General features: G+C 61.3%; 24 protein-coding genes and 1 tRNA gene. 16 read left to right on the top strand and 9 right to left on the bottom strand.

Annotated features, from left to right (window positions below; translation table 11 throughout):
* Positions 1-82: 82 nt before the first annotated feature.
* Complete coding sequence (locus tag ACM5SV_RS08835) at positions 83-1063, top strand: aldo/keto reductase (RefSeq protein ID WP_033182090.1); 981 nt, start codon at positions 83-85, stop codon at positions 1061-1063.
* 90 nt (positions 1064-1153) lie between these two features.
* Here the strand turns inward: ACM5SV_RS08835 and ACM5SV_RS08830 are convergent, their stop codons facing one another.
* Positions 1154-1732: a TetR/AcrR family transcriptional regulator gene (locus tag ACM5SV_RS08830; protein WP_113547921.1), complete on the bottom strand. Its 579-nt coding sequence runs from the start codon at positions 1730-1732 to the stop codon at positions 1154-1156.
* 129 nt (positions 1733-1861) lie between these two features.
* On the opposite strand from ACM5SV_RS08830, the gene ACM5SV_RS08825 reads away from it, so the two are divergent.
* Entirely contained in the window at positions 1862-3157 is a 1296-nt protein-coding gene (locus ACM5SV_RS08825; RefSeq protein ID WP_419425177.1) for an MFS transporter, read from the top strand.
* Positions 3158-3282: 125 nt separating this feature from the next.
* Positions 3283-3367, top strand: a tRNA-Leu gene (locus ACM5SV_RS08820).
* Positions 3368-3471: 104 nt separating this feature from the next.
* On the opposite strand, the gene ACM5SV_RS08815 is transcribed toward ACM5SV_RS08820, so the two are convergent.
* On the bottom strand, positions 3472-3930 hold the full coding sequence (locus ACM5SV_RS08815; RefSeq protein ID WP_012759152.1) for a DUF3237 domain-containing protein: 459 nt from the start codon (positions 3928-3930) through the stop codon (positions 3472-3474).
* A gap of 114 nt (positions 3931-4044) precedes the next feature.
* On the opposite strand from ACM5SV_RS08815, the gene ACM5SV_RS08810 reads away from it, so the two are divergent.
* Positions 4045-4902, top strand: a complete 858-nt coding sequence (locus ACM5SV_RS08810; RefSeq protein WP_128406146.1) for a LysR family transcriptional regulator — start codon at positions 4045-4047, stop codon at positions 4900-4902.
* A 238-nt stretch (positions 4903-5140) separates the two neighbouring features.
* Here the strand turns inward: ACM5SV_RS08810 and ACM5SV_RS08805 are convergent, their stop codons facing one another.
* Positions 5141-5428, bottom strand: coding sequence for a hypothetical protein (locus tag ACM5SV_RS08805; protein ID WP_012759154.1), 288 nt, complete (start codon positions 5426-5428; stop codon positions 5141-5143).
* A 169-nt stretch (positions 5429-5597) separates the two neighbouring features.
* Positions 5598-5882: a hypothetical protein gene (locus ACM5SV_RS08800; protein WP_105007503.1), complete on the bottom strand. Its 285-nt coding sequence runs from the start codon at positions 5880-5882 to the stop codon at positions 5598-5600.
* A 212-nt stretch (positions 5883-6094) separates the two neighbouring features.
* Between ACM5SV_RS08800 and ACM5SV_RS08795 the strand changes: the two genes are divergently transcribed.
* Positions 6095-7843, top strand: coding sequence for a cation:proton antiporter (locus tag ACM5SV_RS08795; protein WP_222014503.1), 1749 nt, complete (start codon positions 6095-6097; stop codon positions 7841-7843).
* Positions 7844-7890: 47 nt separating this feature from the next.
* Here ACM5SV_RS08795 and ACM5SV_RS08790 read toward each other — a convergent pair whose 3' ends face one another.
* A complete protein-coding gene (locus ACM5SV_RS08790; RefSeq protein ID WP_041935581.1) occupies positions 7891-8181 on the bottom strand; it encodes a hypothetical protein in 291 nt (96 codons plus the stop codon).
* Between the two features lie 197 nt (positions 8182-8378).
* Here ACM5SV_RS08790 and ACM5SV_RS08785 point away from each other — a divergent pair, with 197 nt between their 5' ends.
* Both ACM5SV_RS08785 and ACM5SV_RS08780 read left to right on the top strand, forming a co-directional pair.
* Positions 8379-8969, top strand: coding sequence for a YqaA family protein (locus ACM5SV_RS08785; protein ID WP_419425176.1), 591 nt, complete (start codon positions 8379-8381; stop codon positions 8967-8969).
* Between the two features lie 78 nt (positions 8970-9047).
* The gene (locus ACM5SV_RS08780; protein ID WP_017995314.1) at positions 9048-9560 is read left to right on the top strand and encodes a disulfide bond formation protein B; all 513 of its coding nucleotides are present in this window, start codon (positions 9048-9050) and stop codon (positions 9558-9560) included.
* Positions 9561-9637: 77 nt separating this feature from the next.
* On the opposite strand, the gene ACM5SV_RS08775 is transcribed toward ACM5SV_RS08780, so the two are convergent.
* Positions 9638-10195, bottom strand: coding sequence for an HNH endonuclease (locus ACM5SV_RS08775; protein ID WP_003543279.1), 558 nt, complete (start codon positions 10193-10195; stop codon positions 9638-9640).
* Positions 10196-10306: 111 nt separating this feature from the next.
* A complete protein-coding gene (locus ACM5SV_RS08770) occupies positions 10307-10999 on the bottom strand; it encodes a DNA-3-methyladenine glycosylase family protein (RefSeq protein ID WP_017995315.1) in 693 nt (230 codons plus the stop codon).
* On the opposite strand from ACM5SV_RS08770, the gene gluQRS reads away from it, so the two are divergent.
* Positions 10998-11879: a tRNA glutamyl-Q(34) synthetase GluQRS gene (gene gluQRS, locus ACM5SV_RS08765; protein ID WP_222014505.1), complete on the top strand. Its 882-nt coding sequence runs from the start codon at positions 10998-11000 to the stop codon at positions 11877-11879. The genes ACM5SV_RS08770 and gluQRS overlap by 2 nt on opposite strands.
* On the opposite strand, the gene ACM5SV_RS08760 is transcribed toward gluQRS, so the two are convergent.
* Entirely contained in the window at positions 11844-12767 is a 924-nt protein-coding gene (locus tag ACM5SV_RS08760) for a YihY/virulence factor BrkB family protein (RefSeq protein WP_012759163.1), read from the bottom strand. The genes gluQRS and ACM5SV_RS08760 overlap by 36 nt on opposite strands.
* Before the next feature lie 76 nt (positions 12768-12843).
* On the opposite strand from ACM5SV_RS08760, the gene ACM5SV_RS08755 reads away from it, so the two are divergent.
* The 7 genes from ACM5SV_RS08755 to ACM5SV_RS08725 all read left to right on the top strand — a co-directional run bounded on the left by ACM5SV_RS08755 (position 12844) and on the right by ACM5SV_RS08725 (position 18252).
* Positions 12844-13677 (top strand): SDR family oxidoreductase, encoded by an 834-nt coding sequence (locus tag ACM5SV_RS08755; RefSeq protein ID WP_113547916.1) that lies wholly within the window; start codon positions 12844-12846, stop codon positions 13675-13677.
* A gap of 18 nt (positions 13678-13695) precedes the next feature.
* Positions 13696-13899, top strand: coding sequence for a twin transmembrane helix small protein (locus ACM5SV_RS08750; RefSeq protein ID WP_012759165.1), 204 nt, complete (start codon positions 13696-13698; stop codon positions 13897-13899).
* A gap of 21 nt (positions 13900-13920) precedes the next feature.
* The gene (locus ACM5SV_RS08745) at positions 13921-14499 is read left to right on the top strand and encodes a cob(I)yrinic acid a,c-diamide adenosyltransferase (RefSeq protein WP_012759166.1); all 579 of its coding nucleotides are present in this window, start codon (positions 13921-13923) and stop codon (positions 14497-14499) included.
* Between the two features lie 33 nt (positions 14500-14532).
* The gene (locus ACM5SV_RS08740; protein WP_012759167.1) at positions 14533-15318 is read left to right on the top strand and encodes a rhomboid family intramembrane serine protease; all 786 of its coding nucleotides are present in this window, start codon (positions 14533-14535) and stop codon (positions 15316-15318) included.
* A gap of 187 nt (positions 15319-15505) precedes the next feature.
* On the top strand, positions 15506-16255 hold the full coding sequence (locus ACM5SV_RS08735) for an electron transfer flavoprotein subunit beta/FixA family protein (RefSeq protein WP_012759168.1): 750 nt from the start codon (positions 15506-15508) through the stop codon (positions 16253-16255).
* A gap of 25 nt (positions 16256-16280) precedes the next feature.
* Positions 16281-17222: an electron transfer flavoprotein subunit alpha/FixB family protein gene (locus ACM5SV_RS08730; protein WP_222014506.1), complete on the top strand. Its 942-nt coding sequence runs from the start codon at positions 16281-16283 to the stop codon at positions 17220-17222.
* A gap of 148 nt (positions 17223-17370) precedes the next feature.
* Positions 17371-18252: a 3-hydroxybutyryl-CoA dehydrogenase gene (locus ACM5SV_RS08725; RefSeq protein WP_012759170.1), complete on the top strand. Its 882-nt coding sequence runs from the start codon at positions 17371-17373 to the stop codon at positions 18250-18252.
* Positions 18253-18301: 49 nt separating this feature from the next.
* Here ACM5SV_RS08725 and tlpA read toward each other — a convergent pair whose 3' ends face one another.
* Positions 18302-18964: a thiol:disulfide interchange protein TlpA gene (gene tlpA, locus ACM5SV_RS08720; RefSeq protein ID WP_113547574.1), complete on the bottom strand. Its 663-nt coding sequence runs from the start codon at positions 18962-18964 to the stop codon at positions 18302-18304.
* Positions 18965-19004: 40 nt separating this feature from the next.
* Here tlpA and argH point away from each other — a divergent pair, with 40 nt between their 5' ends.
* Positions 19005-20408 (top strand): argininosuccinate lyase, encoded by a 1404-nt coding sequence (gene argH / locus ACM5SV_RS08715; protein ID WP_128438287.1) that lies wholly within the window; start codon positions 19005-19007, stop codon positions 20406-20408.
* The last annotated feature ends 18 nt before the right edge of the window (positions 20409-20426 follow it).

The following is a 20426-nucleotide window of genomic DNA, read 5'->3' as shown; positions in this document are numbered from 1 at the left end:
TGCCACCCTGCGACTTTGGCCATCTCGCGCTAAATCTTGGGAGGCAGCCTGGGGATTATCAAATTCATCACGGAGTCGTTTCATGGAATACACAAAATTTGGCAAGACCGGTCTCGAAGTGTCGAAGATCTGCTTGGGCTGCATGACCTTCGGCGATCCCGGCCGCGGCAATCATGCCTGGAGCCTGCGGGAAGAAGAAAGCCGGACGATGATCAAGCAGGCGATCGACCTCGGCATCAATTTCCTCGACACCGCCAACACCTATTCCAACGGTTCATCAGAGGAAATCGTCGGCCGTGCCATAAAGGACTTCGCCAAACGCGAGGACATCGTGCTGGCCACCAAGGTGTTCAACCGCATGCGGCCAGGCCCGAACGGCGCCGGCCTGTCGCGCAAGGCGATCTTCGACGAGATCGACAACAGCCTGCGTCGCCTCGGCACCGACTATGTGGATCTCTACCAGATCCACCGCTTCGATTACACGACGCCGATCGAGGAAACGCTGGAAGCGCTGCACGACGTCGTCAAATCGGGCAAGGCCCGTTATATCGGCGCCTCCTCCATGTATGCCTGGCAATTCGCCAAGGCGCTTTATGTCTCCAGGCTGAACGGCTGGACCGAATTCGTCAGCATGCAGGACCACCTGAACCTGCTCTACCGTGAGGAAGAGCGCGAAATGCTGCCGCTTTGCGAGGATCAGAAGATCGCCGTCATCCCCTGGAGCCCGCTTGCCCGTGGCCGCCTGACCCGTGACTGGGACGAGACGACGGCGCGCAGCGAAACCGACGAATTCGGCAAGACGCTCTACACGCAGTCCATCGATGCCGACCGCAAGATCGTCGGGGCCGTGGCCGAAATCGCCAATGCCCGCAACGTCTCCCGCGCCCAGGTCGCAACCGCCTGGATCCTGCAGAAGAGTGCGGTGACCGCCCCGATTATCGGCGCGTCCAAACCGAACCACCTCAAAGACGCCGTTGCCTCGCTCTCAGTCAAGCTTACCGGTGAGGAGATCGCGGCACTGGAAGCACCCTACATCCCGCACGCCATCGCCGGCTTCAAGTAGCCGCTGGCTTTTCGGTCCTCAGGCACATTCAAGGCAGATCCCTCTCCACCTGGAGAGGGAGATCGAAACCATTGCCATTCGCGACTGAGATTATTTCGGGCTTTCAGGATCGAGCTGCCGGCGCATCGTCACCAGAAACTGCTCGGCAAGCGCTCTGTCCTCGACAGCACGAGCAAGAATGACGGCACCCATCATCGATGAGAGTGTCGTCGTCGCATTGGCGCGGCGCTCCTCTTCCGTTTTCCCGGGAACGATATCGGCAAGCGTATCGACCAGCACGGACAGCCCATCGCTGAAGACCGCACGGACCGCGCCGCGGCTGCGGCTGACTTCCTGGATCAGCGTTGCGAAGACGCAGCTGCCGCCCGGATCGTCAACTGTGCGCCAGTGGATATAATGGTCGAGAAGGGCTGCCAGCGGCCGGTCCGGCGATTCGGCAATATGCTCCTTCCAGCGCTCTTCCACCCTATCGATGAGCTTGCGGCTGACCTCAAGCGCCAGGTCGTCCTTCGAACCGAAATGACCGTAAAAGCCGCCATGCGTCAGCCCCGCCGCCTTCATGATGTCGGCGACGCCGACCCCGTCGAAGCCGTTTTCGCGGAAAAGCACGCCGGCAACGCTCAGGATCCTTTCGCGGTTTTCGGCAAATTTCTCGCGGCTGACCCGCATTTGTCATCTCCAGAAATAGTCGCTTGACAAAATATATGACGTCCATCATCAATACGCAAGAAATATGATGATCATCATGTAAAACGGTCCACTATCTTCTAGAACCTGAATTCAAACGGAATCTTGCCCATGGTTTCCACAGCCCTCGCCTCCACCCTTGCCCGGCGCAACATCCATTACGGCTGGGTCGTCGTTGCCGCGACCTTCCTCACCATGCTGGTCACCGCCGGCGCCATGGGCGCACCTGGCGTGCTCATCAAGCCGCTGCAGGACGAATTCGGCTGGGAAACCTCGCAGATTTCCTCGGCCCTTGCGATCCGCCTGATCCTTTTCGGCTTCATGGGTCCGTTCGCCGCTGCCTTCATGAATTATTTCGGCGTGCGCAAGGTCATCGTGTTCGCCTTAGCGCTGATCGGCGCCGGCTTCGTCGGTTCGCTGTTCATGACGACGCTGTGGCAGTTGCTATTGCTCTGGGGCATCGTCGTCGGCTTCGGTACCGGATTGACGGCCATGGTGCTCGCCGCAACGGTCTCCAGCCGCTGGTTCACCAAGCATCGCGGCCTCGTCGTCGGCATGCTCTCGGCAAGCTCGGCAACCGGCCAGCTCGTCTTTCTGCCATTGATGGCGGAGCTGACGGAACGCTACGGCTGGCGCTCGACGGTGTTTTTCGTCTGCGCCATGATCATGGTCGCAGCTCTTGCCGTACTTGCCTTCATGCGCGACCGCCCCGCCGACCTCAACCTGCCCTCCTTCGGCGAAACGCAGGTAACGCCGCCGCCGGCAAGCACTTCGCTTGGCGTCGCGCTGATGACGCCGATCACCGTCCTCAGGGAAATCTCGAAGACCTCGACCTTCTGGATCCTCTTTGCCACCTTCCTCATCTGCGGCCTCAGCACCAACGGCCTGATCCAGACCCATTTCGTCACCCTTTGCGGCGATTTCGGCATCGTGCCAGTGGCCGCCGCCAGTGTGCTGGCTGTCATGGGCATCTTCGATTTCTTTGGCACCATCGGTTCCGGCTGGCTGTCCGATCGCTTCGATAATCGCTGGCTGCTCTTCTGGTATTACGGCCTGCGCGGCCTGTCGCTGCTCTACCTGCCCTTCAGCGATTTCAGCTTTTACGGCCTCTCTATCTTCGCCGTCTTTTACGGCCTCGACTGGATTGCCACCGTGCCGCCGACCGTCAAGATCGCCGCCGACCGCTTCGGCCCTGAAAAGGTCGGCCTCGTCTTCGGCTGGGTCTTTGCCGGACATCAGCTGGGAGCCGCCACCGCCGCCTATGGCGCCGGCCTCTCGCGCACGGAGCTCTCGAGCTACCTGCCCGCCTTCTTCGTCGCCGGCGCCTTCTGCCTGCTGGCCTCGATCCTGGCGGTCACGCTGAAGAAGTCCGGCCTGAGCAACCCGGCATCGGCCGCCGCCCATTGATATCAGACAAGATCCGGCCTCGAAGCGAGGCCGGATCTCTCTACCGGATCAATCCGATAACTTCGCTTGCCCGTCTTGCGCGTCCGGGTGCTCGCATGTTAGACAGCCGCCCGTTCGTATCCGTTGCCCCATTGGCGGAATTGGTAGACGCGCTCGACTCAAAATCGAGTTTCGAAAGAAGTGCTGGTTCGACTCCGGCATGGGGCACCACCAAAATCTTCAAGCTCTTTGTCAGATAGTTCAAGCAACGCAAGCGGACTGCGTCGTCACGCCCCCGCCCGCAATGTGAGAGAGCGGCGAAGACAATATCGTGGTCACAGAACTTCAAAGACTTCGTATTCGACACCGCCCGGACACCTGCCGCCCTTTGCGACCGCGACAATGCTGTTGAGCCACGCATGCGCAGGCGCGGCGGTCTCGAAATACGGTGTCGTGCGCAGATAATATTCCGAAGCGTCGACCGTTTCGCCGCATACCAAACGCTCGTCGACGGCCTGTGACGCACGCCTGACGCCGCGATAGGTCATGAGGACGAGCTCCCCGTCGTCGGCGACGAGGAGGAGCCTGACATCTTGCTGAAATGTGCCGTCGCCACGAGCGAGCAGGAGATCCGAGCCGATCAGCGACGATACTTTTCCTTTCAGGCGCTCCCCTTGGAAATGTCCGCCTGAGACAGGAAAAATCCGCCGGCCGCCGGCAGGTGTCTGCCCAAGCTCCAGCGTCGGATGAAGCGCGATGAAGAGTGTAAACAGGTGCTGAGATTGCAGGGACACAGTAAATCTCCTATTCTTGGCTGTCCCCCAAAACTGCACCAGGGCGTTCCGCCTTCAAAACGTGCTTTGCTTGTCGTCACCACAAGATAAATTGATCGTGAAGGGAAGCTGATCATGCGGCCGTCATTGGAGTCTCTGCGCGTATTGGAAGCCTGTGTCTCGGCCGGCAGCTTCGCGCGGGCAGCCGAACGCTTGTTTCTGACACCGGCGGCGGTCAGCCTTCGTATTCGCACTCTGGAGGCTGAACTCGGTCAGCCGCTATTTATCCGCGCCGGTCGGCGAGTGGTCCCGACGGCCGCCGCCTCCGTTCTGGCAAGTCGGGTCCGGGAGGCATTAACCGGGATCGGTGAGGCGCTTGCAGAATTTCAGGCGGCAACGCCGCCACTCAGGCTCACGGCGCCGCCGACCTTTGCGTCACGCTGGCTTGCACCGCGTCTGGCGCGCTATCCTACGGCTGGAGCTTCCGTCATCGAGGTCGACGTCTCGGCGGAAATACGTGATCCGGGCGCATTCGACGTCGCCATAAGGACGGGTCGCGGTGGATGGGCCGGGCTGGAAGAATATCGGCTCGCTCCCGTAGAAGTGACGCCGATGCTGTCGCCCTCCCTGCTTGGAACGCGGACGCTTCCCGCGCCGGAGGCGCTGGCTGACTTCGAGCTTTTGCCGCACCCTGATTGGGAGCAATGGTTTAAGGAGGCTCAATGCGCGACCCCTCAGGGTTTGCGCTTTTTGGCGGTCGATTACCCCACGCACGAGTTGGATGCCAATGCGGCGCTGGCAGGCGTGGGTGTGGCGCTGTTGTCGCCATCGCTGTTTCGGCCGCTTTTGACCGAGGGCCGGCTGATCGCGCCGTTCCCCCACGTGCTGAGCGGGCCAGCCTGGCATTTCGCGCTCATCCGCGCCAATGACGCGCGCCAAGCGCCGCGGCAGCTCTGCGCATGGCTTCGCGCGCAGGCAGGTGAGGCCGCATAATTCCGAACTAAAGGCACTGTGAAGGCTTGCGCGTGATGGGGCGCCGGCGCTGGCGGCTGTGCGCCAGCGAAAGACGACGCTGCATGACCGCCTCGACCGCCGCCCGTACCCGATAGAATTCTTATTGGCCAAGGTCGCTTTGGCGGCGATCTCAAGTCCCTCCCGAAAGTCGGATATGAGGCCGTCATATCCCGTTCGGCTGGGAGGCTTGTGAAAATACTCAGCGCCTAAGCGAAGCTTACTTATTCTTCAGCAGCCACATCTTGCCGGCCATCGTGATGCCGTAGACGTCTTTTGTTGCGTCGTCATCCAGGTGCCGCCTCTCCAGAAAACCCGGCTCCTTCAACTCGCCCAGCGTCTTGGCAGTGACCGACTTTATTTTCTGAGGCCGCTCTTTCCACCGGTCAGTTTTTGCATAAGTCACCGTCGCGTTCTCGTGCGTCCATTTATTGGCTGGCTGAGGATAAAGGTCTCCATCCCTGGCGAGTTTAAGTGCGGCGATCTGGGACGGCGTAAGCTCAATCATACTAAAAGATCCTGTGCGGGCGGTGCTTGCGCTGGGAACGCGCTGTTACCAAAGGCGTGCTCATAACACCGACAGACGACTTTCACCACTGCATTGAGATATTCTTGCCACAAAAGGCGAAAACCCGGCTCGTCGGAACCGGGCTTCGTCCTTATCGCACATTTTTTCGTTAATTGCAGCGCCGGACCGTCTTGGTGACCTCGCCTTCGTCGGTCTGTCGGGTGACGCTCCTGGTTTCGCAGCCATTATCGCGATAGCGGCGATGCTCACGTTCGCGCACGGCACCGAAAGTGACGCCACGCTCGCTGATGGTGATGCCGGGTCGTACCCGCTCATGGCGATAGCCGTCATCATAAGAACGCTCCCTGACATACACGCTGTCGGCAAGAACAGGCGCTGCAAACGAGCAGGCGGCAAGGGCCGCCACAGTACAGTTCAAGATCATCTTCCGCATGTCGTTTCTCCTTTCTTGATGAAAGGGCAACGAGGCAAGACGCAAGTGGTTCCAACATCGGTGACGGCCCGACCGTGCCGCGGACGACGTCTGCGCCACACCAGCCAGCACTGAGAACGAAAGCCCGAACAGCAGCCCATTCCCAAATCAACTGTTTAATTTTGCTTGCGCTTCGTCCAAAGTGGCCGCCGCTATCACAAGAGAGGGCGGACGTGCATCAGGAAGTAGGACTTATCGCGACGGTCGCCGTCAGTTTCGTTTTCGCAGCGATCCTGGGCTATGGGGCCGACCGGCTTCGGCTGCCGCCACTCGTCGGTTATTTGATGGCGGGCATCCTGATGGGGCCGTTCACGCCGGGCTTCGTCGCCGATACCGCCCTTGCCGGCCAGCTCGCCGAGATGGGCGTCATCCTTTTGATGTTCGGCGTCGGCCTGCATTTTTCCGCCTCCGATCTGCTCGCCGTGCGCGGCATCGCCGTGCCTGGCGCGATCGGACGGATTATCCTTGCCACCCTGTTGGGCATCGGTCTTTGCAAACTCTGGGGCTGGAGCCTAGGCGCCGGCATCGTCCTCGGCCTCAGCCTGTCGGTGGCGAGCACCGTCGTGCTCTTGAAGGCGCTGGAGGAGCGCAATCTCGTCAACGCGGCCAGCGGACGCGTCGCCGTCGGCTGGCTGATCGTCGAGGATCTGGTGATGGTGTTGGCACTGGTGCTGCTGCCGGCGCTGGCAGAGCTTCTGGGTGGCACCGCCAGCACTACGACCAACCATGGCCTCGGTGACCTGCCGTTGGCGCTGACGATCGGCTTGACACTGCTGAAGGTTGTGGCCTTCGCCGCCATGGCGATCTTCCTCGGGCCTCGCATCGTGCCCTGGCTGCTGACGATGATCGCCCGGACCGGCTCGCGCGAACTCTTTACGCTGACGGTGCTGGCGATTGCACTCGGCATCGCCTTCGGCTCGGCGGCGATCTTCGGCGTCTCTTTTGCACTCGGCGCATTTTTCGCCGGCGTCGTCATGAGCGAATCCCAGCTCAGCCACAGGGCGGCCGCCGACTCGCTGCCGCTGCAGAACGCTTTCTCCGTGCTGTTCTTCGTCTCCGTCGGCATGCTCTTCGATCCCTCGATCCTGGTGCGCCAGCCGCTGGCCGTGATCGGCGCGCTGGCTCTCGTCATCCTCGGCAAGGGCATCATCACCTTCCTCATCGTCATCCTGCTCAGATATCCGATCAGCATGGGACTGACATTGGCCGGCGGCCTCGCCCAGATCGGCGAGTTTTCCTTCATCCTCGCCGGCCTCGGCGTCTCACTCGGGCTTTTGCCGCATGAGGGCCAGGATCTGATCCTGGCTGCCGCGATCCTGTCGATCACGCTCAACCCGATCGTGATCTTCGCAACCGACGGCCTGAAGAAATATATCCATTCGAAATGGCCCTCCCTCTGGGAAAGCTACGGCAGGAGCAGGCAGAAGGCGCTCGGCAAAGAACTGGAAAAGATCAGGGCGCTCGGCGAAGAGCGCGAGCGCCAGCATCAACTGAAGATGCAACAGCTGATCGAGACTTTCCCGCTGTTCTCCGAAGTCGACGAGGACGCCCAGGAGGAACTGCTACTGCTCTTCAAGGCAAAATCCGCGCCGCCCGGCGAACGCGTCATCCGCCGCGGCGACCGCGGCGACAGCATGTATTTCATCTCCTCGGGCGCGGTGGAAGTGCGGCTCGCCAGTGGCGCGATCCGCCTGGAGCCGGGCGCCTTTTTCGGCGAAATGGCCCTGCTGACTGGCGCACGGCGCACGGCCGACGTGATCGCCGTCGATTTCTGCCAGTTCGAGGTGCTCGAACGGCGCGACTTCAACATGTTCATGTCTCACCATCCGCATCTGCGCGCCGCCGTTAGCGAAATGGCCCAGAAGCGGACGGAAATGAATGTCCTGCGTCAGCAATGGGAAAAGTCGATGGACCTGTCCTGACGCAAATACCTCCGCATTTTAGCGGCAATCACGCTAGCGTGATGGCTTCAGCCCGCCGGCCAATAGCCATCTGAGCGGAAATCCTCCGGGATCGGGTCGAGCCGCGACAACGTCTCGGCTGCGAAATCGATCTGCAGCGACAAGTATTTAAGAGGCGCCAGCATTGGCACGCCGGTCGCGAATTCCCGGATGCGAGACAGATGATAGCCGCTCTCGCTGATCCGCCGCGCAGCCTCCCGGCGCACGTCCTCTTTGCTTGGCCCGCGCCGCTCTTCGGACCAGTCATCCATTTGCACGGCCCGCCCACGGCCGCCTTCGATCACTTTGAACATTCTCATGCCACCTTGCACGTCGACCCTAAATTAGCTTGCCGCAGAATGGCCGATTCGCAATCTCCCGAAATCTTGGGAGAGGCGCTGACACCCCGCATCACGAAAATTTTTTGACGGCGGTGGCAGGAAGGACACGGGCGAGCATTTACAGCGCCGCGCACGGCCCCTAAAGCTCTTTTGCACTGCAACAGGAAGGAAACGGAATGCTCCGCAGACTTTACGACTGGACCATGTCTCTGGCCGCGCGCAAATCGGCCGAAATCTGGCTCGCCGTCATCGCCTTCGTCGAAAGCTCCATCTTTCTCGTCCCCGCCGACGTACTGTTCCTGCCGATGGCGCTTGCCAGGCCGGAACGCTCCTATCGCTACGCGCTGGTCGCGACCGTCGCCTCTGTACTCGGCGGCATCGCCGGCTGGGCGCTCGGCTTTTACGCCTATGAGACGGTGGCGCGGCCGGTTCTCGAATTCTATGGCAAGCTCGATGCCTTTGAGCAGATGAAGGCCTATGTCACCTACGAGTGGATCCTGCTGCTGCTTGTCACATCAGGTCTTGCGCATCTGCCGCCGATCAAGATCGTGACGATTCTGTCTGGCGTCATTCACGTCAATCTGGGCCTTTTCATTGTTTCGGCGATTATTGCACGCGGCGCGCGTTTCCTCTTCCTCGCCTGGCTGCTGCGCCGCTACGGCGAGCCGATCCGTAACTTCATCGAGAAGCGCCTCGGCCAAATCGTTGGTATCGGTGCCGCTACGGTGATTGTGCTATATGTCGGCTACCGCTCTTTCGCTCACTAGGCGAGGATGATTTTCGGCCGAACAGGCCTAAAATCTCAATCTGCATCTCATGCTCTACTAAACTCGCGGAGCTCCGCCATGACTATTTCCTCGCCGCTCGCCCGCCCCGGCTTTGTCTATTCCATTTTGCTCGCCATCGGTATGGCGGCGGCGGTCGGCACCGCGCTCGGCTTCCAGTATATCGGCGGTTATATTCCCTGTGCCCTCTGCCTGTTGCAACGGCAGCCCTATTATTACGCCATCCCGATCGCGATCCTGGCCGCGATCTCCGAGCTCGTCGGACTGCCGAACTGGATCACCCGGGCGCTCATTCTCGCGGCCGGCATTCTGATGCTGGTGACGGCAGGCATGGGTGTTTATCACGCCGGTGTGGAATGGCACTTCTGGCCCGGCCCGGCCACCTGCTCGACGACGGCAAGCAGCATGACGACCAATGCCGGCGATCTGCTCGGTGAACTCAACACAATCAAGGGCCCGTCCTGCACCGACGCGGCACTGCGCGTGCTCGGCCTGTCTTTTGCGGGCTGGAACGTGATTGCCGGAATCCTGCTCGCAGCCTTCGCCTTTGTCGGCGTTCGCAAGGCCGCCTGATAAAATTATGCAGCATTCGAAGTGCTGCAGCGTCCTTGCCGCCTCTGAAAAGATGCGCGGCGCTGCAGGCCGTTCGATCAGGGCTGCAGTTCGGTATCCCAATAGAGATAGTCGAGCCAGCTTTCATGCAGATAGTTTGGCGGGAACAGCCGGCCGTTATTGTGCAAATCCTGCACCGTCGGCTGGTAGGGCTTCTGCGCCGGGAACATGCCTGCCTGCTTCGGAAGCTTGCTGCCCTTGCGCAGATTGCAGGGCGAGCAGGCTGCCACGACATTCTCCCAGGTGGTCTCGCCGCCATGGGCGCGCGGGATGACGTGGTCGAAGGTCAAGTCGTCATGGGCGCCGCAATACTGGCATTCGAACCGGTCGCGCAGGAAGACGTTGAACCGGGTGAAAGCGGGATTGCGGGACGGCTGAACGTAAGTCTTCAGGCACACGACACTCGGAAGCCGCATCGAAAAGCTCGGCGAAGAAACCGAATGTTCATATTCTGCAATGATGTTCACACGGTCGAGAAATACCGCCTTGATCGCGTCCTGCCAGGACCACAACGACAAGGGGTAATAACTCAGCGGCCGGTAGTCAGCGTTCAGAACGAGCGCCGGCAGGGCCTGTGGGGAGACTGCAATCGTCAAGGGACTCTCCTGATCGATTCGGCATCTGCACCTGTATATTAGGCCGGTTGTTACAGGATTGTGAAGTCCAATAAATTCAGAGGATAAAGGCAATTTGAAGAGTGTTGCCGATCAGCCGATCGGCACCATGTCACGGCGCATCCTCGTGGCATAGTAGGCCCAGAAAAGCCGTGCCGCCACCGAGCGCCACGGCGACCAGACTTCCGAAAGCTCAGCAAGCGCCTTCGCCTGCGGCCGTGCGGCAAGACCGAATGCCGCTCCGACGGCATTCTGCAGCGCGACATCGCCGGCCGGGAAAACATCGGCGTGGCCGCCGCAAAACATCAGATAGACCTCTGCCGTCCACGGCCCGACGCCCTTCAACGCGGTCAGTTCGCCAAGCGCCTCGCCCGGCGGCTTCAGGCAGAGCCCGGAGAGATCGAGACGGCCGGAGGCGACCGCTTCGGCAATCCGCGACAGCGTCTCGGCCTTGGCGCGCGACAGACCGAATTCGCGCCACGCCTCGGCGTGAAGCAGTGCGTAACCTTCCGCCGTCAGCGAACCGACCGCCGGCAGCATGCGCCGCCAGATCGCCTCGGCGCTGGCGCGCGACACCATCTGCGAGACGATGATATGGGCAAGACCGGCAAAGCCGGGCTCGCGCAACCGCAGCGGAATAGGCCCGGCCTCAGTGACTACAGGCGCAAGGCGCGGATCGAGGCGAAGCAGCGCTTCGAGCCCCTGCCTGACGTCATCTTCGTTGCGGATGATCTGCACTTTGCCTCGCTGTGGTTCAAAAACCGAATCCATGGCAGAAGAAAGCATGACCACGAGTGAGCGTCAAAAACCTGTCTTTCGTTTTGCGCCGAGCCCCAACGGACCGTTGCATCTCGGACATGCCCTCTCGGCCCTCATGAACCGCGACATGGCGGAGGCCGAACAAGCGCGCCTGCTGCTGCGCATCGAGGATATCGACCAGGCGCGCTGCACGCCCGAGTTCGAGGCCGGCATCCTCAGGGATCTCGAATGGCTTGATATCGGCTGGGCAAGCCCGGTGCGGCGCCAGTCGGAACATATTCCCGAATATCAGGCGGCGTTGCATGCGCTGATCGAGCGCGGACTGGTCTATCCGGCCTTTCTGACGCGGGGCGAGGTGAAGGCGCGCATCGCTGCCTACGAGGCGGCGGGTGAACCCTGGCCGCACGATCCCGACGGCACCCCGCATTATCCCGCAAGTGATCGCGAGCGTCCGGCAGACGAACGGCGGGACATGCTGACCTCGGGGAAGAAACATGCCTGGCGGCTCGATATGCGCAAAGCGCTCGACCTGATGGGCGAACTGCTGTTCTGGACGGAAACCGGCGACGGCAGGACAGGCGAGATCGCCGCCGAGCCCGACGTCTGGGGCGACGTCATCCTGTCGCGCTCGGATGCGCCGTCGAGCTATCATCTTTCCGTGGTCGTCGACGATGCGCTGCAGGGCGTCACCCATGTCGTGCGTGGGCTCGACCTCTTCCACGCGACATCGGTGCACCGGCTGTTGCAGGTGCTGCTCGGCCTACCGCAGCCGGTCTATCACCATCATCGTCTCATTCTTGGCGCCGATGGCCGCAAGCTTTCGAAAAGCCAAGGCGACAGCGGGCTTGGCGAATTGCGCGCCCAGGGCATGTCAGGGGCGGATATTCGCCGCCTTGTCGGGCTCTGATTGCCTTTCGACACGCTCTCTGCCGACGATCGAAAGCGTGCGGGAGAACATCCGGAAGACGCGGAATTTGATCAGCGCCGCATTGATCTCCGCGCCGATGATGAAGATGACGCCGACCATATAGAGGAAGATCAGCACGATCATGACGGAGGCGAGACCGGCATAGGTTGCCGTATAGTTGGCGAAGGTCGCCAGATAATAGGCAAAGATCAGCGCGCCGGCGAGCCAGAGAAGCAGTGTCAGCAGCACCCCGGGAATGACGTCGAAGACCCGCCGCTTGCCGGCCGGCAGCCAGAGATGCATCACCAGCAGTCCGACGGTCAGAACCACCAGCGTGCCGTAGATGCGCCAGCTGAAGACGATGTCGAGCGTATCGGCAAACAGCGGAAACCATTTCCTCGAATAATCGAGCGCCAGCGGCAGGGCGACCAGCAGAATGCTGATCGCCGTGAAGATGATGACCGCGATCAGCACGTAGCCCAGGCTGGCGAGACGGGTGAAATACCAGGCCCGCGTCTCCTGCACCCGATAGGCGCGATTGAGCGAAATGCGCAGCGCCTCGACACCGTTCGAGGCGAAATATGCGGCCGCCAGCACCGAGATCGTCAGCAGCCCGCCGCGCGGAATGGTCAGCACCTGCAGCACCTGGTCGGCGAGCGGTTTGGCGATCGCCTCGGGCCAGGTGTCGAAGATCAGGTGGATGGCGGTCGAGGAAAATTGATCGGCGCCGAGGAAGCTTGCAAGCGCCGTGCCGAAGATCAGGAAGGGGAAAACCGCAAGCAGGCTCGACAGCGCCACATGGCTTGCCATGGCGAAGCCGTCGTCCTCGACCATGTGACAGATCGCGTCATAGACCACGTCGTAGATCGTGCGTAGCACCTTCGGCATTCCGTCTCCGGCTTTCCAGATTGTATCCTCTGGCCGAATATGGGAAACGAGTCCCATTTTGTACAGGAATCATTCCATGGCGGGAGAGCGCACCATCGTCGTGACCGGATGTTCGTCCGGTATCGGCGCTCATTGCGCACGGGCGCTGAAAGCCGATGGCTGGCGTGTCTTCGCAACGGTGCGCAAGCCGGACGATCTCAAGGGGTTGGAAGCGGAAGGCATCGAAGCCTTCCTGATGGACTATGCCAGGACCGAGACGATTTCCGAGCTGGTCGGCACGGTTCTGGAACGCAGCGGCGGTCGCATCGACGCGCTCTTCAATAACGGCGCCTACGGCCAGCCGGGCGCTGTCGAGGATCTGTCGACGGCAACGCTGCGCGCGCAGTTCGAGGCGAATTTCTTCGGCTGGCATGAACTGACGCGGCAGGTCCTTCCGCCGATGCGCAAACGTGGCCAAGGGCGGATCGTGCAATGTTCGTCGATCCTCGGCGTCGTCCCCTATCGCTTTCGCGGCGCCTACACCGCGTCCAAATTTGCACTCGAAGGCCTCAGCATCACCCTGCGCATGGAGCTGCAGGGCAGCGGCATCCATGTGAGCCTGATCGAGCCGGGACCGATCGCCTCGCGGTTCACCGCCAATGCGCTCGCAAAGATCAAGGAACATATCGACCTCGAGAATTCGCCTCACGCGGTCGATTACATCAGCCAATTGGCGAGACTCGACGGATCGGGGCCGGTCAACCGCCATAAACTCGGCCCGGAAGCGGTCTATTCCGTGTTGAAACACGCATTGAACTCGAAAAATCCGAGGCCACATTATCCCGTAACGACTCCGGCTAAACAGGGCATGTTCCTGAAGCGGCTGCTTCCGGCAGACCTCTTCTACCGCCTGATGCGCTGGACAGACTGACTGAGAAAGCTGAACGCCATGTCCACGGTCACCTATATCCTCGCGATCATCGTCATGGGCGTCGTCGCCCTCGTCCTGATCCGCGGCCTCTTCAACATGATGAAGGGCGGCGATCCCAACCGTTCCAACAAGCTGATGCAGCTTCGTGTGCTGTTGCAGGCGATCGCCGTCATCCTGATCATGGTGACGCTGTGGCTGACCGGCGGCGGCCGCCCGACCTGACCGGGATTCAAGGGGGAAACCATGGTCAAGCTCAACAAGATCTACACGAAAACAGGCGATGACGGTACGACCGGGCTGGTATCCGGTCCGCGCCGGCTCAAAGACGATCTGCGCGTCGAGGCCTACGGCACCATCGATGAGGCCAATTCCGCGATCGGCCTGGCGCGGCTGCACACGGCCGACTTGCCTGAACTCGACGCCATGCTGATGTCGATCCAGAACGATCTCTTCGATCTCGGCGCCGATCTCGCCACCCCCGACACCGGTGAGCCACCGGCCTACGAGCCGCTGCGGATCGCCGAGACGCAGGTCGACCGCGTCGAGCATGATATCGACCAGCTGAACGCCGGTTTGGAGTCGCTGAAATCCTTCATCCTGCCAGGTGGCAGTCCGGCCGCGGCACATCTGCATCTTGCCCGCACGATTGCGCGGCGCGCCGAACGTTTGATGGTGGCGCTTGCTCGCACCGACGGCGAAATCGTCGGCGAGCCGGCGATGAAATACGTCAACCGACTCTCCGATTTCCTCTTCGTCGCCGCGCGTCATGCAAATGACCAGGGCCATGCGGATGTACTTTGGGTTCCGGGAAAAAACAGATAGGCTTGCCGCGTTCACGATCGCCGGGGGGCCTTTATGTTCATACCACTTCACGATGCCAATACGCTGAAACATATCAAGGTTCAGTGGGTGACGCTCGCACTGATCGCGCTGAACATCGCGGTCTGGCTTTTGACCAGCCTGGAGAGCGAACAGGCAGCCCAGGCGACGACCGTCGGTCTCGGCTATATCCCGGCGATTGCCTTCGGCCATGCGATGCTGGCGCAGGGGCTCGAAATCGTGCCGGAACCGCTGACCTACCTTACATACGCCTTCGTCCATACCGGCTTCTGGCATTTGGCTGGCAACATGATCTTCCTCTGGGTCTTTGGCGACAATGTCGAGGATGCGATGGGACATCTGCGCTTCCTGATCTTCTATTTCGTTTGCGCGGCCGCCGGCGCGCTCTGCCACGGCCTGCTGACCATGACCTCGGAAGCGCCGCTGGTCGGCGCATCGGGGGCGGTCTCCGGCGTCGTTGCCGCCTATGTCTTGCTGCATCCGCGCGTCAGGGTCTGGGTGCTGGTGTTTTTCCGTGTGCCGTTGCCCCTGCCGGCCTTCGTGCCGCTACTTTTGTGGATCGGGCAGCAGTTCTTCATGCTGGCGATTGCACCCGATGGCGACGTTTCCTGGGGCGCGCATGTCGGCGGCATCCTTGCCGGGGCTTTCCTGATCCTGGTGTTGCGCCGGCCTGGTGTGCCGCTCTTCGACCGGCAGATCGTCACTCCCCGCGCCGTCAGAAACGACCCGGGCGCCGGCCCGGCCATCGCAGCCGGCACGGACGGGCGGACGGCGCAGCGATTTCCCTGGGGCCGCCGCTAAACAGCTATATTGACGTGAACGTAAACGTCCATATATTGCCGAAGCAAATCGCCTGCCGGCGTCATGCAAGCGTTGAATTTGGAGGAAAAACGCGTATCCATGTCGCCATTCGACAATCGGAGCGGCGCCCAAGCGCGCATTTTCTAAAAAAGTCTCTGAAGCCAGTTTCTCCTGAAGGAAGGACCCCATGAAGATACTCGTGCCAGTCAAACGGGTTGTCGACTACAACGTGAAGATCCGGGTGAAGCCGGACGGCACGGGTGTCGAGCTTGCCAATGTGAAGATGTCGATGAACCCGTTCGACGAGATCTCGGTGGAAGAAGCGCTGCGGCTGAAGGAAGCCGGCAAGGCCGAGGAAGTGGTGGTCGTTTCGATCGGTCCGGCTAAGGCCGAAGAGACGCTGCGCACCGCACTTGCCATGGGCGCCGACCGGGCGATCCTGGTCGAGACCGACGATCAGATCGAGCCGCTCACTGTCGCCAAGATCTTGAAGGCTGTCGCCGATGCCGAACAGCCGGGGCTGATCATCGTTGGCAAGCAGGCGATCGACGACGACAGCAACCAGACCGGCCAGATGCTGGCGGCGCTGATGGGAACCGCCCAAGCGACCTTCGCCTCGAAGATCGAGATCGGGGATGGCAAGGCTCAGGTGACCCGTGAAGTCGATGGCGGCCTGCAGACGATCGAGATCAAGCTGCCGGCGGTGATCACATCAGATCTGCGCTTGAACGAACCGCGTTATGCCTCGTTGCCTAATATCATGAAGGCGAAGAAGAAGCCGCTCGACAAGAAGACGCCAAGCGACTTCGGCATCTCGACCACGCCGCGCCTCAAGGTGTTGAAGACCGAGGAGCCGTCGGGCCGCAAGGCCGGCGTCAAAGTCAAGTCGGTCGCCGAACTGATCGACAAGCTCAAAAACGAAGCCGGCGTGCTGTAATCAGCTTGGAACAGGAGCCATCATCATGACCATTCTTCTTCTGGCTGACCACGACAATGCCAGCCTGTCCGATCAGACCGCCAAGGCGCTGACGGCAGCAGCCAAGATCGCCAAGGAACAGGCAAGCGATATTCACATCCTCGTCGCCGGCAAAGCTGCCAAGGCTGCTGCCGATGCCGCCGCCAAGCTTGCCGGCGTCTCCAAGGTGCTGCTGGCCGAAAGCGATGAACTCGCCAACAATCTGGCCGAACCGCTGGCCGATCTGATCGTCTCGCTGGCTGGCAGCTACGACACGATCCTGTCTGCGGCCACCTCGGTCGGCAAGAATGTTCTGCCGCGCGTCGCCGCTCTTCTCGACGTCGCCCAGGTCTCCGAGATCATCGAGGTGATCTCGTCCGATACCTTCAAGCGGCCGATCTATGCCGGCAACGCCATCCAGACGGTGCAGGCAAGCGATGCCAAGAAGGTGATCACCGTGCGCACCGCATCCTTCGCCTCTGCACCGGAAGGCGGCTCGGCAACGATCGAGGCGATCCCGGCGGTTTCCGATCCGGGACTGTCGACCTTCGTCAGGGACGCGCTGTCGGCCTCCGACCGTCCGGAACTGACCTCGGCGAAGATCATCATTTCCGGCGGCCGGGCGCTCGGCTCGGCGGAAAAGTTCAGGGAGGTCATCCTGCCGCTTGCCGACAAGCTCGGTGCTGCCGTCGGTGCAAGCCGTGCGGCCGTCGATGCCGGTTATGCGCCGAACGACTGGCAGGTCGGTCAGACCGGCAAGGTGGTGGCGCCGCAGCTCTATATCGCCTGCGGCATTTCAGGCGCCATCCAGCATCTGGCCGGCATGAAGGATTCGAAGGTCATCGTCGCCATCAACAAGGACGAGGAGGCGCCGATCTTCCAGGTCGCCGACTACGGATTGGTCGCCGATCTCTTCGATGTCTTGCCGGAATTGCAAAAGGCGCTCTGACCGCGTCAAATGCTTTTCTTTCGCACTTGCGAATGACTGGAAAATTATCTTTTATCGGGCTACTACTGCTGCCGGGCGATCCTTCGTCCGGCAGTATTGCTAGAAAAATACGGCGGCGCGGGGGCGAATGCCGTGCGGGGGTTTGGAGATGAATGCGGTGTTGAAGAATATTGGTATTATCGGTGCCGGTCAGATGGGCTGCGGCATCGCGCATGTTTCGGCCGCCGCAGGTTATAGGGTTCACATCTACGATCTTTCGCAGGACCGCATCGAATCCGGCCTTGCCACCATTAACGGCAACCTGGCCCGCCTGGTGACGAACGGCAAGATGACCGAAGAGGAGCGCAAGTCGACCTTGTCGCTCATCACAGGCTCGTCGGATGTCAATGATCTCGCTCCCTCCGATCTGGTCATAGAGGCCGCCACCGAGGATGAAACGGTCAAGCGCAAGATCTATACCCAGGTCTGTCCGGTCCTGAAGCCGGAAGCGCTGCTTGCCACCAACACCTCTTCCCTTTCCATCACCCGGCTTGCTGCCGCCACCGACCGCCCCGAGCGCTTCATGGGCATACATTTCATGAACCCGGTGCCTGTCATGAAGCTGGTTGAACTGGTGCGCGGCATCGCCACCGACGAGAAGACCTTTTCCGCCGCCAAGCAATTCGTCGGCACGCTGGAAAAGACCATCACTGTCGCCGAGGATTTCCCGGCCTTCATCGTCAACCGCATCCTGCTGCCGATGATCAACGAAGCGATCTACACGCTCTATGAGGGCGTCGGCACGGTCGACGCCATCGATACGGCGATGAAGCTCGGCGCCAATCATCCGATGGGACCACTGCAGCTTGCCGATTTCATCGGCCTCGACACCTGCCTTTCGATCATGCAGGTGCTGCATGACGGCCTGGCGGACTCGAAATATCGTCCCTGCCCGCTGTTGGTGAAATATGTCGAAGCCGGCTGGCTCGGACGCAAGTCCGGCCGCGGCTTCTATGACTATCGCGGTGAAGTGCCGGTCCCGACGCGGTAAACTTCTGCTGCGCCCCCTCTTCAGCGAAGGAGGGTGGCCAATCGTGGCTTCAGGACCCGATCGCGCCCTTGATCAGCGCCTTGGCATCCTCGCTGTCCCAGGCGGCCGGCCCGTTCATCGCTGAAATCAGGCATCCCTTGTCATCGATCAGCAGCGTCACCGGCAGCCCCATGGCGAGGCCCTCTTTCTTCAGATTGTTGAACACCGAAATCGTATTGTCGCGATAGAGCTGCAGCGCATCGACGCCGATCTCGGCGAGGAAGGTCTTCGGCTTCTCGTCGTCGCCGCTATCGATATTGACCGGCACCACCTGGAACCTGTCGCTGCCCATCTCCTTCTCGAGCGCGTTCAGCGCCGGCATCTCCTCGCGGCAGGGAACGCACCATGTCGCCCAGAGATTGAGAAGCACGGTCTTGCCGGCGAAATGATCGAGCGTCAGCGGCTTGCCGTCCGGCCCGTTGAAGGAGACTGCAGTCAGCTTGCGCGGCTCGTAGGCGGCGACCATGGCGGCCACCTGCCCTTTCATCAACAGTGTGACGCTGGCGACGCGATCCCTGGCAAGCTTGCATTCGGCTGACGCCGTTTCGCCGCCGCCATTGCCAATCCCCGTCTCCTTCACGTATACCGCTGCCGCACCGGCAACGACACCCGCAACGGCGGCCATCGCGATCCATTTCAGGGATGGCAGCCCGAGGGGTTTTCTTGTCGTCATTTCATTCTCCTGGACATGCATCCTCAAGGCGGACACCTTCATGGCCGACGACACCACGGACACCAAATCCTCCAACCAGATGTGGGGCGGTCGCTTCGCCTCCGGCCCGGACGCGATCATGGAGGAGATAAATGCCTCGATCGGTTTCGACAAGAAGCTATTCGCGCAGGACATCCGCGGTTCGATTGCCCATGCGACGATGCTCGCCCATCAGGGGATCATTTCCGCTGACGATAAGGACAAGATCGTTCACGGGCTAAACACGATCCTGTCAGAAATCGAAAGCGGCAATTTCGAATTCTCGCGCCAGCTCGAAGACATCCATATGAATGTCGAAGCACGCCTGGCGACGCTGATCGGACCGGCCGCCGGCCGGTTGCACACCGCCCGCTCGCGCAATGATCAGGTGGCGCTCGACTTCCGTCTCTGGGTGAAGGAAGAGCTGCAGAAGACCGAGCAGATGCTGACCGGCCTGATCGCGGCTTTCCTCGACCGCGCCGAAGAACATGCCGAAAGCGTCATGCCGGGCTTCACCCATCTGCAGGCAGCCCAGCCCGTTACCTTCGGCCATCACTGCATGGCCTATGTCGAAATGTTCGGCCGCGATCGCTCGCGCGTGCGCCACGCCATCGAACATCTGGATGAAAGCCCGATCGGTGCCGCCGCACTTGCCGGCACCGGCTATCCGATCGACCGCCACATGACGGCCAAGGCGCTCGGTTTCCGCGAGCCGACCCGCAACTCCATCGATACGGTCTCCGACCGCGATTTCGCCATCGAATTCCTGTCGATCGCGGCGATTGCGGGCATGCACCTGTCGCGTCTGGCAGAAGAGATCGTCATCTGGTCGACCCCGCAATTCGGTTTTGTGCGTCTCTCCGACGCCTTCTCGACCGGCTCGTCGATCATGCCGCAGAAGAAGAACCCGGATGCCGCCGAACTGGTGCGCGCCAAGACCGGCCGCATCAACGGCTCGCTGGTGGCGCTGCTGACGATCATGAAGGGCCTGCCGCTCGCCTATTCCAAGGACATGCAGGAAGACAAGGAACAGGTCTTCGACGCCGCCGAGAGCCTGGAACTGGCAATTGCCGCCATGACCGGCATGGTGCGCGACATGACCGTCAACACCGCGCGCATGAAGGCTGCGGCCGGCTCCGGCTATTCGACGGCGACCGATCTTGCCGACTGGCTGGTGCGCGAAGCGGGCCTCCCCTTCCGCGACGCCCATCACGTCACCGGCCGCGCCGTAGCGCTCGCCGAAAGCAAGGGCTGCGACCTTGCCGAGCTGCCGCTCTCCGATCTGCAGGCGATCCATCCCGACATCACCGACAAGGTCTACAACGTGCTGACCGTCGAGGCCTCAGTCGCCAGCCGCAAGAGCTTCGGCGGCACCGCGCCGTCCGAAGTGCGCAGGCAGATCGCCTTCTGGCGCGCCCGCAACTAAGAGATGCCAGGCGTGGCG

The organism is Rhizobium sp. CRRU65, assembly GCF_048551595.1.
GTDB classification, from domain to species: domain Bacteria; phylum Pseudomonadota; class Alphaproteobacteria; order Rhizobiales; family Rhizobiaceae; genus Rhizobium; species Rhizobium leguminosarum_J.
This window is presented reverse-complemented; position numbering and strand designations above follow the sequence as displayed.